We start from the raw sequence: 13,709 nt of genomic DNA, 5'->3' as shown, positions 1-13,709 counted from the left end.
TGTTCCATTATTTCCGGGGCACTTCATGCAAAATTCAATCGGCGCACCAAAGCAGAGGCTCAGCCTCAGCGATCCACGTGTGCGTGCTTGGCTATTCCAGATCATCACCATTGTCGCGGTGGTCTCGATGGGCTGGTATCTGTTCGATAACACGCAGACCAACCTTCAGCACCGGGGCATTACCTCGGGCTTCAGTTTTCTGGAGCGCAGTGCCGGTTTCGGCATCGCTCAACACCTGATCGACTACACCGAATCGGACACTTACGCCCGGGTGTTTGTCATCGGCCTGCTCAACACCTTGCTGGTGACTTTCATCGGCGTGATCCTGGCGACGATCCTGGGTTTCATCGTCGGTGTGGCGCGGCTGTCGAAGAACTGGATCATCGCCAAGCTGGCGACGGTGTACGTGGAAGTCTTCCGCAACATTCCGCCACTGCTGCAGATCCTGTTCTGGTACTTCGCGGTGTTCCTGACCATGCCGGGGCCGCGCAACAGCCATAACTTCGGCGACACCTTCTTTGTCAGCAGCCGTGGCCTGAACATGCCCGCCGCTCTGATGGCGGATGGTTTCTGGCCGTTTGTGGTCAGCGTCGTAGTCGCCATCGTCGCCATCGTGCTGATGAGTCGCTGGGCCACCAAGCGTTTCGAAGCCACCGGTGTGCCGTTCCACAAGTTCTGGGTCGGGCTGGCGTTGTTCGTGGTGATCCCGACACTGGGCGCACTGATCTTCGGCGCACCGCTGCACTGGGAAATGCCGAAGCTGCAAGGCTTCAACTTCGTCGGTGGCTGGGTGCTGATCCCGGAACTGCTGGCGCTGACCCTGGCCCTCACCGTGTACACCGCGGCATTCATCGCCGAAATCGTGCGCTCGGGCATCAAGTCGGTCAGCCATGGCCAGACCGAGGCGGCGCATTCCCTCGGCCTGCGCAACGGTCCGACTCTGCGCAAGGTGATCATTCCGCAAGCCCTGCGCGTGATCATTCCACCGCTGACCAGCCAATACCTGAACCTGGCGAAGAACTCCTCGCTGGCGGCCGGTATTGGTTATCCGGAAATGGTCTCGCTGTTTGCCGGTACGGTGCTGAACCAGACCGGCCAGGCGATCGAGGTGATTGCCATCACCATGAGCGTGTACCTGGCGATCAGTATCAGCATTTCCCTGCTGATGAACTGGTACAACAAGCGCATTGCGCTGATCGAGCGGTAAGGAAAAGCGCATGAGTACTCATACTTTCAAACCTGACATGCCTCCACCGGGCCGCAGCATCGGCGTGGTGGCGTGGATGCGCGCGAACATGTTCTCCAGCTGGCTCAACACCCTGCTGACCCTGTTTGCGTTCTACCTGATCTACCTGGTGGTGCCGCCGATCCTGCACTGGGCGATCCTCGACGCCAACTGGGTGGGCACCACCCGCGCCGACTGCACGAAGGAGGGCGCCTGCTGGGTGTTCATCCAGCAGCGCTTCGGTCAGTTCATGTATGGCTACTACCCGCCGGAACTGCGCTGGCGCGTGGACCTGACGGTGTGGCTGGCGATCGTCGGCGTGGCGCCGTTGTTCATCTCGCGCTTTCACCATAAAGCGGTGTACGGGCTGAGCTTCCTGGTGCTGTACCCGATCTTTGCCTACTTCCTGTTGCACGGCGGCATCTTCGGCCTGACCAACGTGGCGACCAGCCAATGGGGCGGCTTGATGCTGACCCTGGTGATCGCCACTGTCGGCATCGCCGGCGCGCTGCCACTGGGGATCGTCCTGGCCCTGGGCCGTCGTTCGAACATGCCGGCGATTCGCGTGGTCTGCGTGACCTTCATCGAGTTCTGGCGCGGCGTGCCGTTGATCACGGTGCTGTTCATGTCCTCGGTGATGCTGCCGTTGTTCCTGCCCGAAGGCATGAACTTCGACAAACTGCTGCGGGCCCTGATCGGCGTGATCCTGTTCCAGTCGGCGTACGTGGCCGAGGTGGTGCGCGGCGGTCTGCAAGCGATTCCCAAGGGTCAGTACGAAGCGGCTGCGGCGATGGGCCTGGGCTACTGGCGCAGCATGGGTCTGGTGATTCTGCCGCAAGCCCTGAAGCTTGTGATCCCCGGCATCGTCAACACCTTCATCGCACTGTTCAAGGACACTAGCCTGGTGATCATCATCGGCCTGTTCGACCTGCTCAACAGCGTCAAGCAAGCCGCCGCCGATCCGAAATGGCTGGGCATGGCCACCGAAGGCTATGTGTTCGCCGCCCTGGTGTTCTGGATTTTCTGTTTTGGTATGTCGCGCTATTCCATGCATCTGGAACGCAAGCTCGACACTGGCCACAAGCGCTGAAGCGCCGTACCTAATTTAGGAAGTTCTCTTATGAGCGAAGCAATCAAACAGCCTGTGAGCCCTGAAGGCATTATTCAGATGCAGGGCGTGAACAAGTGGTACGGCCAGTTCCACGTGTTGAAAGATATCAACCTCAACGTCAAGCAAGGCGAGCGTATCGTCCTGTGCGGGCCGTCGGGTTCCGGCAAGTCCACCACTATCCGCTGCCTCAACCGCCTGGAAGAACACCAGCAGGGCCGCATCGTGGTCGATGGCGTGGAACTGACCAACGACCTCAAGCAGATCGAGGCGATCCGCCGTGAAGTCGGCATGGTGTTCCAGCACTTCAACCTGTTCCCGCACCTGACCATTTTGCAGAACTGCACGCTGGCGCCGATGTGGGTGCGCAAGATGCCCAAGCGCAAGGCCGAGGAAATTGCCATGCACTACCTGGAACGCGTACGCATTCCGGAGCAGGCGCATAAATTCCCGGGGCAACTGTCCGGCGGTCAGCAACAGCGTGTGGCGATCGCCCGCGCGCTGTGCATGAAGCCGAAAATCATGCTGTTCGACGAGCCAACCTCGGCACTCGACCCGGAGATGGTGAAAGAGGTACTGGACACCATGATCGGCCTGGCTGAAGACGGCATGACCATGCTCTGCGTAACCCACGAAATGGGCTTCGCCCGCACAGTGGCCAACCGCGTGATCTTCATGGACAAGGGCGAAATCGTCGAACAGGCTGCGCCGAACGACTTCTTCGACCATCCGCAGAACGAACGCACCAAGCTGTTCCTGAGCCAGATCCTGCATTGATCGAACCCAGGCACTGAAATAAACCCGGACCGAGTTCCGGGTTTATTTTTGCCTGAAATTCAAGCTTTTCTGTGGCGAGGGAGCTTGCTCCCGTTGGGCTGCATAGCGGCCCTAAAGTCTTCAAAATCATGGACGATTGTGAGTGCTGCGCACTCAAGCTGGAGCAAACTCCCTCGCCACAATTGCCTGCTTCATTGCATCTTTGTGGTTGCCCGGCGGGAAAATGCTGACTAACATGTCAGAAAATTCATCCTATGATTGGATGAAAGGGCGAATTCCATGTCAGAAATTTCTCCATTGGTGAAACGATCCCTGGTCGATCAGGCTCTGGATCAGTTGCGCCTGCGCATCAACCAGGGCACTTGGGTCGTGGGCCAGCGTTTGCCCACCGAGCCTGAGTTGTCCGCCGAGCTGGGCATCAGCCGCAACACCGTGCGTGAAGCCATGCGGGTGTTGGCGTTTTCCGGGTTGATCGAGATCCGTCAGGGCGACGGCAGCTACCTGCGGGCGGTGGTCGATCCGCTCGATACCTTGAAGGCGCTGTCCCGTTGTTCACTTGAACAGGCCAGGGAAACCCGGCACATCCTCGAAGTCGAGGCCATTGGCCTGGCGGCAATGCGCCGTACCGACGAAGACCTGGTGGCATTGCGCGAGGCCCTGGGCGTCAGCGGCAGCCACTATCACGGCGATCTCGACACCTACATCGCCTGCGACCTGGTGTTCCACCGCCGTCTGGTGGACGCCGCGCATAACCCGACCCTCAGCGAGTTGTATCGCTATTTCTCCAGCATCGTCGGCGCGCAATTGCGCCAGACCCTGAGCATCGTCCCGCGCCGTCAGGAAGTGTTCGACCTGCACATCGAGCTGCTCGATGCCGTCGAGCAACGCGACCCGGAACGGGCCAAAGCCCTGTCGAGGCAGTTGATCAATGAACCTTGAAGCCGAGAAGTCCATGCACCGCAGTGAGTTATCCACAGCCTCCAAACGTTCGACCGAACTGGAAGAGCTGCTGATCGATGCCGAGGCCGATGACGAACAGGTCCAGCAAACCCGCCCGATTCTGCGCCGCCCCTGGCTGTTGCTGCTGGGCCTGATTCTGGTGGCGCTGAACCTGCGCCCGGCGCTGTCGAGCATGGCGCCGATGCTCAGCGAGGTCTCGAAGTCCCTTGGCTTGTCGGCGTCCGCGGCGGGATTGCTGACCACGTTGCCGGTGCTTTGCCTTGGCCTGTTTGCACCGTTGGCACCCGTGCTGGCGCGGCGATTTGGTGCGGAGCGGGTGGTGCTGGGCATTCTCCTGACCCTGGCGGGCGGGATCATCCTGCGCAGCTCGTTCGGTGAGATCGGCCTGTTTGCCGGCAGTGTGCTGGCCGGTGCCAGCATCGGCGTTATCGGCGTGTTGCTGCCGGGCATCGTCAAGCGCGATTTCCCGAAACAGGCCGGGACCATGACCGGCGTCTACACCATGGCCCTGTGTCTGGGTGCGGCGATGGCGGCGGGTGCGACCGTGCCGTTGAGTGAACACTTCGACAAGAACTGGGCGATGGGCCTAGGTTTCTGGGTCATTCCGGCATTGGCGGCTGCGCTGTTCTGGTTGCCGCAAGTCGGCCAGAAACACGGCGCGCACAACGTGGCCTACCGCGTTCGGGGATTGCTGCGCGATCCGCTGGCCTGGCAGGTGACCCTGTACATGGGCTTGCAATCGTCCCTGGCCTACATCGTGTTCGGCTGGTTGCCGTCGATCCTGATCGGGCGCGGCCTGACCCCGACCCAGGCCGGACTGGTGCTGTCGGGTTCGGTGATCGTGCAACTGGTCAGCTCCCTCGCCGCACCATGGCTGGCGACGCGCGGCAAAGATCAGCGCCTGGCGATTGTGATCGTGATGGCCCTGACCCTCGGCGGTCTGTTCGGCTGCCTTTACGCCCCGATTGAAGGTCTGTGGGGCTGGGCGATCGTGCTGGGGTTGGGGCAGGGCGCCACGTTCAGCCTGGCATTGACCCTGATCGTGCTGCGCTCGCGGGACTCCCATGTCGCGGCGAACCTGTCGAGCATGGCCCAGGGCTTCGGTTACACCCTGGCGTCCATGGGGCCGTTCGCGGTCGGCATCGTGCATGACTGGACCGGCGGCTGGACGGCCGTGGGCTGGATCTTCGGTGTCATCGGCCTTGGTGCGATCCTTGCCGGTCTGGGGGCCGGACGTGCGTTGTACGTGCAGGTCGAAAGCGAAAAGGTCTGATCCCCACACTCTGTCGGTATTCGTCTTGCGAATGCCGATAGTGTTCGACCCATTTGCAGACTATCGTGCAGGCAATCTTTCGATACCCATTGCACAACAGGGAGTCTGCCCATGAGTGAAGTCCACAGCGCTTTGATCACCCGCTTCTACCAGGCCTTCCAGCGTCTCGATGGCGAAGCGATGGCTGCCTGCTACACCGATGACGTGGTGTTCAGTGACCCGGCGTTCGGCGAGCTTCGTGGTCGTGATGCTGGCGATATGTGGTGCATGCTCACCACTCGCGCCAAGGATTTCTCCCTGACCTTCGATCATGTCCGTGCCGATGATCGTACCGGTAGCGCCCATTGGGTCGCGACCTATCTGTTCAGCCAGACCGGCAATACTGTGGTCAATGACATCCAGGCACGCTTTGTCTTTCGCGATGGCAAGATCTGCGAACATCACGACAGTTTCGACCTGTGGACATGGTCGCGTCAGGCGTTGGGTTTCAAAGGCCTGCTGCTGGGTTGGACGCCACTTGTGCGCAACGCCGTTCGCTCACAGGCCCTGAAGGGGCTGAAGGCATTCCAGGCCAGTCGCTGATAAGATCGCGGCTTGTTTCCTTTCAAGCCCTGATCGTTACGTGACCACCCTCAGCGAAAGCCCCGTCGACGCCGATACCCCCGCGAGCAAAACCTGGTTCGTCTACCTCGTTCGAGCGGCCAACGGTTCGCTCTATTGTGGGATCAGCGATGATCCCGTGCGTCGCTTCGCCAAGCATCAAAGCGGCAAGGGCGCGCGATTCTTTCTTTCCAGCCCCGCCATGGCCCTGGTCTACACCGAACGCTGCCGTGACAAAAGCGATGCGTTGCGTCAGGAACGGCTGATCAAGAAACTCAAGAAGAGCGCCAAGGAATGCCTGGTGGCGAGCGCAGCCCCTGGCTTATCAATTTGACTGATCGGTTCCCATCAGGCAGATCTGTAGGCTGCCAGGTGATTGCGCGCTAAGCTGCGGACTCCTGATTCTTGCGGCGGAGCCGAGCATGTCCGAGTTGATTCTGCATCATTACCCGACGTCCCCCTTTGCCGAGAAGGCCCGCTTGCTGCTGGGCTTCAAGGGCTTGTCCTGGCGTTCGGTGAAGATCTCGCCAGTGATGCCCAAACCGGATCTCACGGCGTTGACCGGTGGCTACCGCAAGACCCCGGTGTTGCAGGTCGGTGCCGATATCTATTGCGACACGGCATTGATTGCCCGGCGACTCGATCAGGAAAAGGCCTTGCCGGCGTTCTTCCCGGAAGGTCAGGAAATGATCACTGCGTCGTTTGCCGCCTGGGCTGATTCGGTGGTGTTCCAGCATGCGGTCAGCCTGGTGTTCCAGCCGGAATCGATAGCGGTGCGCTTTGGCAATTTATCGCCGGAAGCGATCAAGGCGTTTCTGGCCGACCGTGCCGGTTTGTTCAGTGGTGGCAGCGCGACAAAATTGTCTACCGAACAGGCGAAGCATCAGTGGCCAACGATCATGTCGCGACTGGAGCAACAGCTGCAGCGCGAGGAGGGTGACTACCTGTTTGGCGAGCCATCGATTGCCGACTTCGCTCTGGCCCATTGCCTCTGGTTCCTCAAGGCCACGCCGGTGACGGCTCCGCTGGTCGAAGCTTATCCGGCAGTCAATGCATGGCATGCGCGGGTGTTGGGCTTCGGTCATGGTGCGTCCAGCGAGATGACGTCCGAGGAGGCACTGGAGGTTGCGCGCACGTCCACGCCAGCGGCATTGCCGGATGAGCAATTCGTCGATCCCAATGGATTCAAGGCAGGGCCGCGGGTAGTGATCGCAGCCACGGACTACGGTGTGGATCCGGTGGCCGGGGAGTTGTTGTTTGCCGGCCGCGAAGAGCTGATTGTGCGACGAGAGGACGAGCGTGGCGGTGTGGTGCACGTGCACTTCCCGCGGTTTGGTTTCCGGATTGAAGTGCAGTAACCGTCGTAACAGATATGGGTTTTGACTCGAACCTGTGGCGAGGGGGCTTGCCCCCGTTGGGCAGCGAAGCGGCCCCAGTATTTCAATGGGCCAAATCGCATTTGTAGGATTGCGACTGCTGCGCAGCCGAACGGGAGCAAGCCCCCTCGCCACAGGGTTGGGTGAATCTGATGGGTTACTTCAACGCCGCCAGAATCGCATCCGGGTCATACCCGCGAATCAGTGTCCCGTTCACATCGATGATCGGAATGCCGCCACCGCCCAGCGCCTGATAGTCCCCGCGCGCGACGGCATCCTTCTCGATATCGAATTCCTTGTACGCAATGCCTTTCTGATCGAGGAAGCGCCGGGTCAGCTTGCAGTAACCACACCATTCGGTGGCGTAGAGCACGACATTGGCCTTGGCCTGGGTCTGCTCCGGCACCACTTGCGATGGGTTGAACACCCGCTCGATCTTGCCCCAGTTCTGATAGGCCACGACCACCAGCAGGATCAGCAGGAATTTCTTCAGTACGCCGCCGAGCATCAGTTGCGACGCTTCAGCTGATCGGTGAGCGAAGTGGGCAGGCCCTTGATGATCAACGTGCCGGCTTCTTCGTCGTACTCGATCTTCGAGCCCAGCAGGTGCGCTTCGAAACTGATCGACAGGCCTTCGGCGCGGCCGGTGAATCGGCGGAACTGGTTCAAGGTGCGTTTATCGGCCGGGATTTCCGGCGAGAGGCCGTAATCCTTGTTGCGGATGTGGTCGTAGAAGGCCTTCGGGCGTTCTTCGTCGATCAGCCCCGACAACTCCTCCAGGCCCATTGGCTCACCGAGCTTGGCCTGGCTGCTGGCGTAATCCACCAGGGTCTTGGTCTTCTCGCGAGCGTCGTCTTCCGGCAGGTCTTCGCTTTCAACGAAATCGCTGAAGGCCTTGAGCAGGGTGCGGGTTTCACCCGGACCGTCGACGCCTTCCTGGCAGCCAATGAAGTCGCGGAAATACTCAGAAACCTTTTTGCCGTTCTTGCCTTTGATGAACGAAATGTACTGCTTGGATTGTTTGTTGTTCTGCCACTCGGAAACGTTGATCCGCGCTGCGAGGTGCAACTGGCCAAGGTCGAGGTGGCGGGACGGGGTCACGTCCAGTTCGTCGGTCACGGCCACGCCTTCGCTGTGGTGCAGCAGGGCGATAGCCAGGTAGTCGGTCATGCCTTGCTGATAGTGTGCGAACAGCACGTGGCCGCCGACCGACAGGTTCGATTCTTCCATCAGCTTTTGCAGATGCTCGACCGCCACGCGGCTGAACGCAGTGAAATCCTGGCCGCCCTCGAGGTACTCCTTCAGCCAGCCGCTGAACGGGAACGCGCCGGATTCCGGATGGAACAGGCCCCAGGCTTTACCCTGTTTGGCGTTATAGCTTTCGTTGAGGTCGGCGAGCATGTTCTCGATGGCCGCGGACTCAGCCAGTTCAGAGTCACGGGCGTGGAGAACTGCGGGTGTGCCGTCGGGTTTTTTGTCGATCAGGTGGACGATGCAATGACGGATCGGCATGGGCTTCTCGGCTGAATGAGGAGAGGAGGGCGTGCTCCCCCGAAAAAGCGCCCAGTGTACCGCAACCACTGGTTTTGGCGCGGTGCGAAGGGCAATTGAAGGGCGACCGACGGCGCTTATGCAGTTTTTTCCTGTTTTAGCGCAATAAAGCTGACCAAATGGGTAGCTAGAGGCGGATATTTCCACGCCTGTGTGCTAGCTTTGCCCGGTCTTGCGCGAAGTCACTGCGTTAAGCGTGCAGTCAGCATTTGTCAGGTCGAACCAAACCCTGATTTCGGTATCTATAACCCCGATCCCGAGGTTATTTGGCCGAGGGTGCCAGATCCAAAAGATCGGGCTCGATGGCTGACATTGCACTCTGCAATCCATATGAATTTGATAGGGAAGGAACACTAAATGGCTCTTACTAAAGACCAACTGATCGCCGACATCGCTGAAGCTATCGACGCGCCGAAAACCACCGCGCGTAACGCTCTGGACCAACTGGGCCAAATCGTTGCCGATCAGCTGGAAAACGGCGGCGAAATCACTCTGCCAGGTATCGGCAAACTGAAAGTGACTGAGCGTCCTGCCCGTACTGGCCGCAACCCTTCGACTGGCGCCGCCATCGAAATCGCTGCCAAGAAAGTGATCAAGCTGGTTGTGGCCAAAGGCCTGACCGACGCTGTTAACAAGTAAGACTTGTTAAGAAAAAACCGTGCACCGGAGCGATCCGGGCACGGTTTTTTTGTGGGCGCGATAAAGCGCTCACTACGCTGAAGCGTTGCTCCATCGTGCCTGGCGCCAGGCCTCTTGCTGCGCTTTGGTCTGGAAGGTCCAGGCGACGAAGCGGCTCTGCTTCTGCCCTTGGGACATTTCCACTACCTGGCTTTCCAGGGCACCGGCCTTTTTCAGGGCGGTCTGGATCGCCGGCAGGTTGGACGCCTTTGACACCAATGTACTGAACCACAGCACTTGCTGAGCGACCTGCACGCTTTCGCTGACCAGTTGGGTCACGAAGCGTACTTCACCGCCTTCACACCACAACTCGGCCGACTGGCCGCCAAAGTTCAACACCGGCAGCTTGCGTTTCGGATCGGCTTTGCCCAGGGCGCGCCATTTGCGCGTGCTGCCCCGCGTGGCCTCGTCCAGCGAGGCGTGGAATGGCGGGTTGCACATGGTCAGGTCAAAGCGCTCTGCGCTCTCCAGCAGGCCTGTGAGGATCTGCTTGGGATTGCTCTGCTGGCGTACCTGGATCGCTTTGTTCAGGCCATTGGATTGAACGATGGCCTTCGCCGCGGCGATGGCGGTCGCATCGATATCGGAGCCGAGGAACTGCCAGCGATAGTCGCTGTAACCGATCAGCGGATACACGCAGTTGGCGCCCATGCCGATGTCCAGCACCTTCACGGCGGCGCCACGGGGGATCACGCCGTCATTGCCACTGGCCAGCAGGTCGGCGAGGAAGTGCACGTAATCGGCGCGGCCTGGCACCGGCGGGCACAGGTAGTCGGCCGGGATGTCCCAGTGAGCGATGCCATAGAACGACTTGAGCAGCGCCCGGTTGAACACCCGCACGGCTTCCGGGCTGGCGAAGTCGATGCTTTCCTTGCCGTAAGGATTGATGATCACGAACTTCTTCAGTTCCGGCGCGCTTTTGATCAGCGTCGGAAAGTCGTAGCGACCCTGATGGCGATTGCGCGGGTGCAGGCTGGCCTTTTCCTTCGGGGCGACGGCCGTGGCCGGGGTCTTGGGGGCAGGCTTTTTGCGCGCAGGCTTGGGGGAGCGGGGGGCGGTCATGGCGGTGGTCGATTCGGGTATGGCTAAAAGTGGCGGGCATTGTCCCACATCTGTGGGGCAACACTGATCAAATGTGGGATCTGCATTGGATGCAGGAAAGTGACAGGCATAAAAAAGGGAGGCCGCATGGGCCTCCCTCATTTATTGCGATTTACCGTTACAGGCTGGCAATCCGCGCATGCTGCTCGGCCAGCTTGCCCAGGGCCTGTTCGGCCTCGGCCAGTTTGGCGCGTTCTTTCTCGATGACTTCGGCTGGGGCCTTGTCAACGAAGCCGGCGTTGGACAGCTTGCCGCCGACACGTTGCACTTCACCTTGCAGACGCTGGATTTCCTTGTCCAGACGCGCCAGTTCCGCACCTTTGTCGATCAGGCCGGCCATTGGTACCAGTACTTCCATCTCGCCGACCAGTGCGGTAGCGGACAGCGGTGCTTCTTCGCCAGCAACCAGCACGGTGATCGATTCGAGGCGCGCCAGCTTCTTCAGCAGGGCTTCGTTCTCGGTCAGGCGACGCTGATCCTCGGCGCTGGCGTTCTTCAGGAACAGCGGCAGCGGTTTGCCCGGGCCGATGTTCATTTCGCCACGGATGTTGCGAGTGCCGAGCATCAGGCCCTTGAGCCATTCGATGTCATCTTCGGCGGCCTGATCGATGCGTGTTTCGTTGGCCACTGGCCAAGGTTGCAGCATGATCGTCTTGCCATCGATGCCGGCCAGCGGCGCGATGCGCTGCCAGATTTCTTCGGTGATGAACGGCATGAACGGATGCGCCAGGCGCAGGGCGACTTCCAGCACGCGCACCAGGGTGCGACGGGTGCCGCGCTGGCGTTCGACCGGTGCGTTTTCGTCCCACAGCACAGGCTTGGACAGTTCCAGGTACCAGTCGCAATACTGGTTCCAGATGAACTCGTACAAGGCTTGTGCGGCCAGGTCGAAACGGAACTGGTCGAGTTGGCGGGTCACTTCGGCTTCGGTGCGTTGCAGCTGCGAAATGATCCAGCGATCGGCCAGGGACAGTTCATAGGCTTCGCCGTTCTGGCCGCAGTCTTCGCCCTTGTCCAGCACGTAGCGCGCCGCGTTCCAGATCTTGTTGCAGAAGTTGCGATAGCCTTCGACGCGGCCCATGTCGAACTTGATGTCGCGACCGGTGGACGCCAGCGAGCAGAAGGTGAAGCGCAGGGCGTCAGTGCCGTAGCTGGCGATGCCTTCGGCGAACTCGTCGCGGGTCTGCTTCTCGATCTTCTTCGCCAGTTTCGGCTGCATCATGCCGGAGGTGCGTTTCTGCACCAGGGCTTCGAGTTCGATGCCGTCGATGATGTCCAGCGGGTCCAGGACGTTGCCCTTGGACTTGGACATCTTCTGGCCCTGGCCGTCACGCACCAGGCCGTGCACGTACACGGTCTTGAACGGAACCTGCGGCGTGCCGTCTTCGTTTTTCACCAAATGCATGGTGAGCATGATCATCCGGGCAACCCAGAAGAAAATGATGTCGAAGCCAGTCACCAGGACGTCGGTGGAGTGGAATTTCTTCAGGAACTCGGTTTTTTCCGGCCAGCCGAGGGTGGAGAAGGTCCATAGGCCCGAGCTGAACCAGGTGTCGAGAACGTCGTTGTCCTGTTGCAGCGCAACGTCCGGGCCGAGGTTGTGCTTGGCCCGCACTTCGGCTTCGTCGCGACCGACGTAGACCTTGCCCGACTCGTCGTACCAGGCCGGAATCCGGTGGCCCCACCACAGCTGACGGCTGATGCACCAGTCCTGGATGTCGCGCATCCACGAGAAGTACATGTTTTCGTACTGTTTCGGCACGAACTGGATACGGCCGTCTTCAACGGCGGCAATCGCAGGTTCGGCCAAAGGCTTGGTGGACACGTACCACTGGTCGGTCAGCCAAGGCTCGATGACGGTGCCGGAGCGGTCGCCTTTCGGCACTTTCAGGGCGTGATCGTCAACGCTGACCAGCAGGCCGGCAGCGTCGAACGCGGCTACGATCTGCTTGCGCGCTTCGAAGCGGTCGAGACCGGCGTATTCGGCCGGGATCTTGCCGTCGATGGTTTCGTTCAGTGTGCCGTCGAGGTTGAACACCTGGCACGCTGGAAGAACGGCAGCGTTCTTGTCGAAGATGTTCAGCAGCGGCAGGTTGTGACGCTTGCCGACTTCATAGTCGTTGAAGTCGTGGGCCGGGGTGATTTTCACGCAACCGGTGCCGAATTCTGGGTCGCAGTAATCGTCGGCGATGATCGGGATGCGGCGGCCAACCAGTGGCAGCTCGACAAATTTGCCGATCAGGGCTTTGTAGCGTTCATCGTTCGGGTTAACGGCCACGGCGGAGTCGCCGAGCATGGTTTCCGGGCGAGTGGTCGCGACGATCAGGAAATCGTTGCCTTCAGCAGTCTTGGCGCCGTCGGCCAGCGGGTATTTCAGGTTCCACAGGAAACCTTTCTCGTCGTGGTTCTCCACTTCGAGGTCGGAAATCGCCGTGTGCAGCTTGGTGTCCCAGTTGACCAGGCGCTTGCCGCGATAGATCAGGCCGTCTTCGTGCAAACGGACGAACGCTTCCTTTACGGCTTCCGAGAGGCCGTCGTCCATGGTGAAGCGCTCGCGGCTCCAATCTACGGATGAACCGAGGCGACGGATCTGACGGCTGATGTTGCCACCGGACTCATCCTTCCACTCCCAGACTTTCTCGAGGAATTTCTCGCGGCCCAGGTCATGGCGGCTCTGGCCCTTGGCTTCGAGCTGACGCTCTACCAGCATCTGCGTGGCGATACCAGCGTGGTCGGTACCCGGCTGCCACAGGGTGTTGCGACCCTGCATGCGGCGGAAACGGATCAGGGCGTCCATGATCGCGTTGTTGAAGCCGTGACCCATGTGCAGGCTGCCGGTGACGTTCGGCGGCGGGATCATGATGGTGTAGGACTCGCCCGCGCCTTGCGGGGCGAAGTAATTCTCTGACTCCCAGGTGTTGTACCAGGAAGTTTCAATGGCGTGCGGCTGGTAGGTCTTATCCATGCGCGGCGGGACCCTATTGGCATTTATTCAGGAAAAGCCGGGAAGTATAGCGGGGATGAGCCGATGCGCGTAGAGCGAGGTGACAATGGGTGGGG

13 protein-coding genes are annotated in these 13,709 nt (G+C 60.2%); 9 read left to right on the top strand and 4 right to left on the bottom strand.

Annotated elements, in window-relative coordinates:
- Positions 1-25: 25 nt before the first annotated feature.
- The 8 genes from KGA96_RS06235 (at position 26) to KGA96_RS06200 (ending at position 7,301) form a co-directional block, all read left to right on the top strand.
- Positions 26-1,207 carry an amino acid ABC transporter permease gene (locus tag KGA96_RS06235; protein ID WP_046041976.1) on the top strand — a complete coding sequence of 394 codons (1,182 nt, stop codon included), beginning with the start codon at positions 26-28 and terminating at the stop codon, positions 1,205-1,207.
- Between the two features lie 10 nt (positions 1,208-1,217).
- A complete protein-coding gene (locus KGA96_RS06230; RefSeq protein ID WP_046041977.1) occupies positions 1,218-2,315 on the top strand; it encodes an amino acid ABC transporter permease in 1,098 nt (365 codons plus the stop codon).
- Between the two features lie 30 nt (positions 2,316-2,345).
- Complete coding sequence (locus KGA96_RS06225; protein WP_046041978.1) at positions 2,346-3,110, top strand: amino acid ABC transporter ATP-binding protein; 765 nt, start codon at positions 2,346-2,348, stop codon at positions 3,108-3,110.
- A 279-nt stretch (positions 3,111-3,389) separates the two neighbouring features.
- Positions 3,390-4,049, top strand: a complete 660-nt coding sequence (locus tag KGA96_RS06220; RefSeq protein ID WP_046041979.1) for a FadR/GntR family transcriptional regulator — start codon at positions 3,390-3,392, stop codon at positions 4,047-4,049.
- Positions 4,039-5,343, top strand: coding sequence for a CynX/NimT family MFS transporter (locus KGA96_RS06215; RefSeq protein WP_223512033.1), 1,305 nt, complete (start codon positions 4,039-4,041; stop codon positions 5,341-5,343). Before KGA96_RS06220 ends, KGA96_RS06215 begins: the two co-directional genes overlap by 11 nt.
- Positions 5,344-5,454: 111 nt before the next feature.
- The gene (locus tag KGA96_RS06210) at positions 5,455-5,925 is read left to right on the top strand and encodes a nuclear transport factor 2 family protein (RefSeq protein WP_056726172.1); all 471 of its coding nucleotides are present in this window, start codon (positions 5,455-5,457) and stop codon (positions 5,923-5,925) included.
- 40 nt (positions 5,926-5,965) lie between these two features.
- Positions 5,966-6,277: a GIY-YIG nuclease family protein gene (locus KGA96_RS06205; RefSeq protein WP_223465431.1), complete on the top strand. Its 312-nt coding sequence runs from the start codon at positions 5,966-5,968 to the stop codon at positions 6,275-6,277.
- Between the two features lie 88 nt (positions 6,278-6,365).
- A complete protein-coding gene (locus tag KGA96_RS06200) occupies positions 6,366-7,301 on the top strand; it encodes a glutathione S-transferase family protein (protein ID WP_046041983.1) in 936 nt (311 codons plus the stop codon).
- 175 nt (positions 7,302-7,476) lie between these two features.
- On the opposite strand, the gene KGA96_RS06195 is transcribed toward KGA96_RS06200, so the two are convergent.
- A complete protein-coding gene (locus KGA96_RS06195; RefSeq protein WP_046041984.1) occupies positions 7,477-7,827 on the bottom strand; it encodes a glutaredoxin family protein in 351 nt (116 codons plus the stop codon).
- Positions 7,827-8,831: a nucleoid-associated protein YejK gene (gene yejK, locus KGA96_RS06190; protein ID WP_008018580.1), complete on the bottom strand. Its 1,005-nt coding sequence runs from the start codon at positions 8,829-8,831 to the stop codon at positions 7,827-7,829. Before yejK ends, KGA96_RS06195 begins: the two co-directional genes overlap by 1 nt.
- Positions 8,832-9,227: 396 nt before the next feature.
- Between yejK and KGA96_RS06185 the strand changes: the two genes are divergently transcribed.
- Positions 9,228-9,509 (top strand): HU family DNA-binding protein, encoded by a 282-nt coding sequence (locus KGA96_RS06185; protein ID WP_007905514.1) that lies wholly within the window; start codon positions 9,228-9,230, stop codon positions 9,507-9,509.
- A 72-nt stretch (positions 9,510-9,581) separates the two neighbouring features.
- On the opposite strand, the gene rlmF is transcribed toward KGA96_RS06185, so the two are convergent.
- On the bottom strand, positions 9,582-10,610 hold the full coding sequence (gene rlmF, locus KGA96_RS06180) for a 23S rRNA (adenine(1618)-N(6))-methyltransferase RlmF (protein WP_046041985.1): 1,029 nt from the start codon (positions 10,608-10,610) through the stop codon (positions 9,582-9,584).
- A gap of 157 nt (positions 10,611-10,767) precedes the next feature.
- Positions 10,768-13,614 (bottom strand): valine--tRNA ligase, encoded by a 2,847-nt coding sequence (locus KGA96_RS06175; protein WP_046041986.1) that lies wholly within the window; start codon positions 13,612-13,614, stop codon positions 10,768-10,770.
- Positions 13,615-13,709: the final 95 nt, after the last annotated feature.

The sequence above is a fragment of the Pseudomonas sp. GL-R-26 genome (assembly GCF_019947365.1).
Lineage (GTDB): Bacteria > Pseudomonadota > Gammaproteobacteria > Pseudomonadales > Pseudomonadaceae > Aquipseudomonas.
This window is presented reverse-complemented; position numbering and strand designations above follow the sequence as displayed.

Bases quoted from the DNA above. Each gene is read 5' to 3' on its own strand.
- KGA96_RS06215 (WP_223512033.1), top strand. From the start codon at position 4,039: ATGAACCTTGAAGCCGAGAAGTCCATGCACCGCAGTGAGTTATCCACA.
- yejK (WP_008018580.1), bottom strand. From the start codon at position 8,831: ATGCCGATCCGTCATTGCATCGTCCACCTGATCGACAAAAAACCCGAC.
- KGA96_RS06225 (WP_046041978.1), top strand. From the start codon at position 2,346: ATGAGCGAAGCAATCAAACAGCCTGTGAGCCCTGAAGGCATTATTCAG.
- KGA96_RS06235 (WP_046041976.1), top strand. From the start codon at position 26: ATGCAAAATTCAATCGGCGCACCAAAGCAGAGGCTCAGCCTCAGCGAT.
- KGA96_RS06195 (WP_046041984.1), bottom strand. From the start codon at position 7,827: ATGCTCGGCGGCGTACTGAAGAAATTCCTGCTGATCCTGCTGGTGGTC.
- KGA96_RS06185 (WP_007905514.1), top strand. From the start codon at position 9,228: ATGGCTCTTACTAAAGACCAACTGATCGCCGACATCGCTGAAGCTATC.
- KGA96_RS06220 (WP_046041979.1), top strand. From the start codon at position 3,390: ATGTCAGAAATTTCTCCATTGGTGAAACGATCCCTGGTCGATCAGGCT.
- KGA96_RS06230 (WP_046041977.1), top strand. From the start codon at position 1,218: ATGAGTACTCATACTTTCAAACCTGACATGCCTCCACCGGGCCGCAGC.
- KGA96_RS06210 (WP_056726172.1), top strand. From the start codon at position 5,455: ATGAGTGAAGTCCACAGCGCTTTGATCACCCGCTTCTACCAGGCCTTC.
- KGA96_RS06175 (WP_046041986.1), bottom strand. From the start codon at position 13,614: ATGGATAAGACCTACCAGCCGCACGCCATTGAAACTTCCTGGTACAAC.
- rlmF (WP_046041985.1), bottom strand. From the start codon at position 10,610: ATGACCGCCCCCCGCTCCCCCAAGCCTGCGCGCAAAAAGCCTGCCCCC.
- KGA96_RS06200 (WP_046041983.1), top strand. From the start codon at position 6,366: ATGTCCGAGTTGATTCTGCATCATTACCCGACGTCCCCCTTTGCCGAG.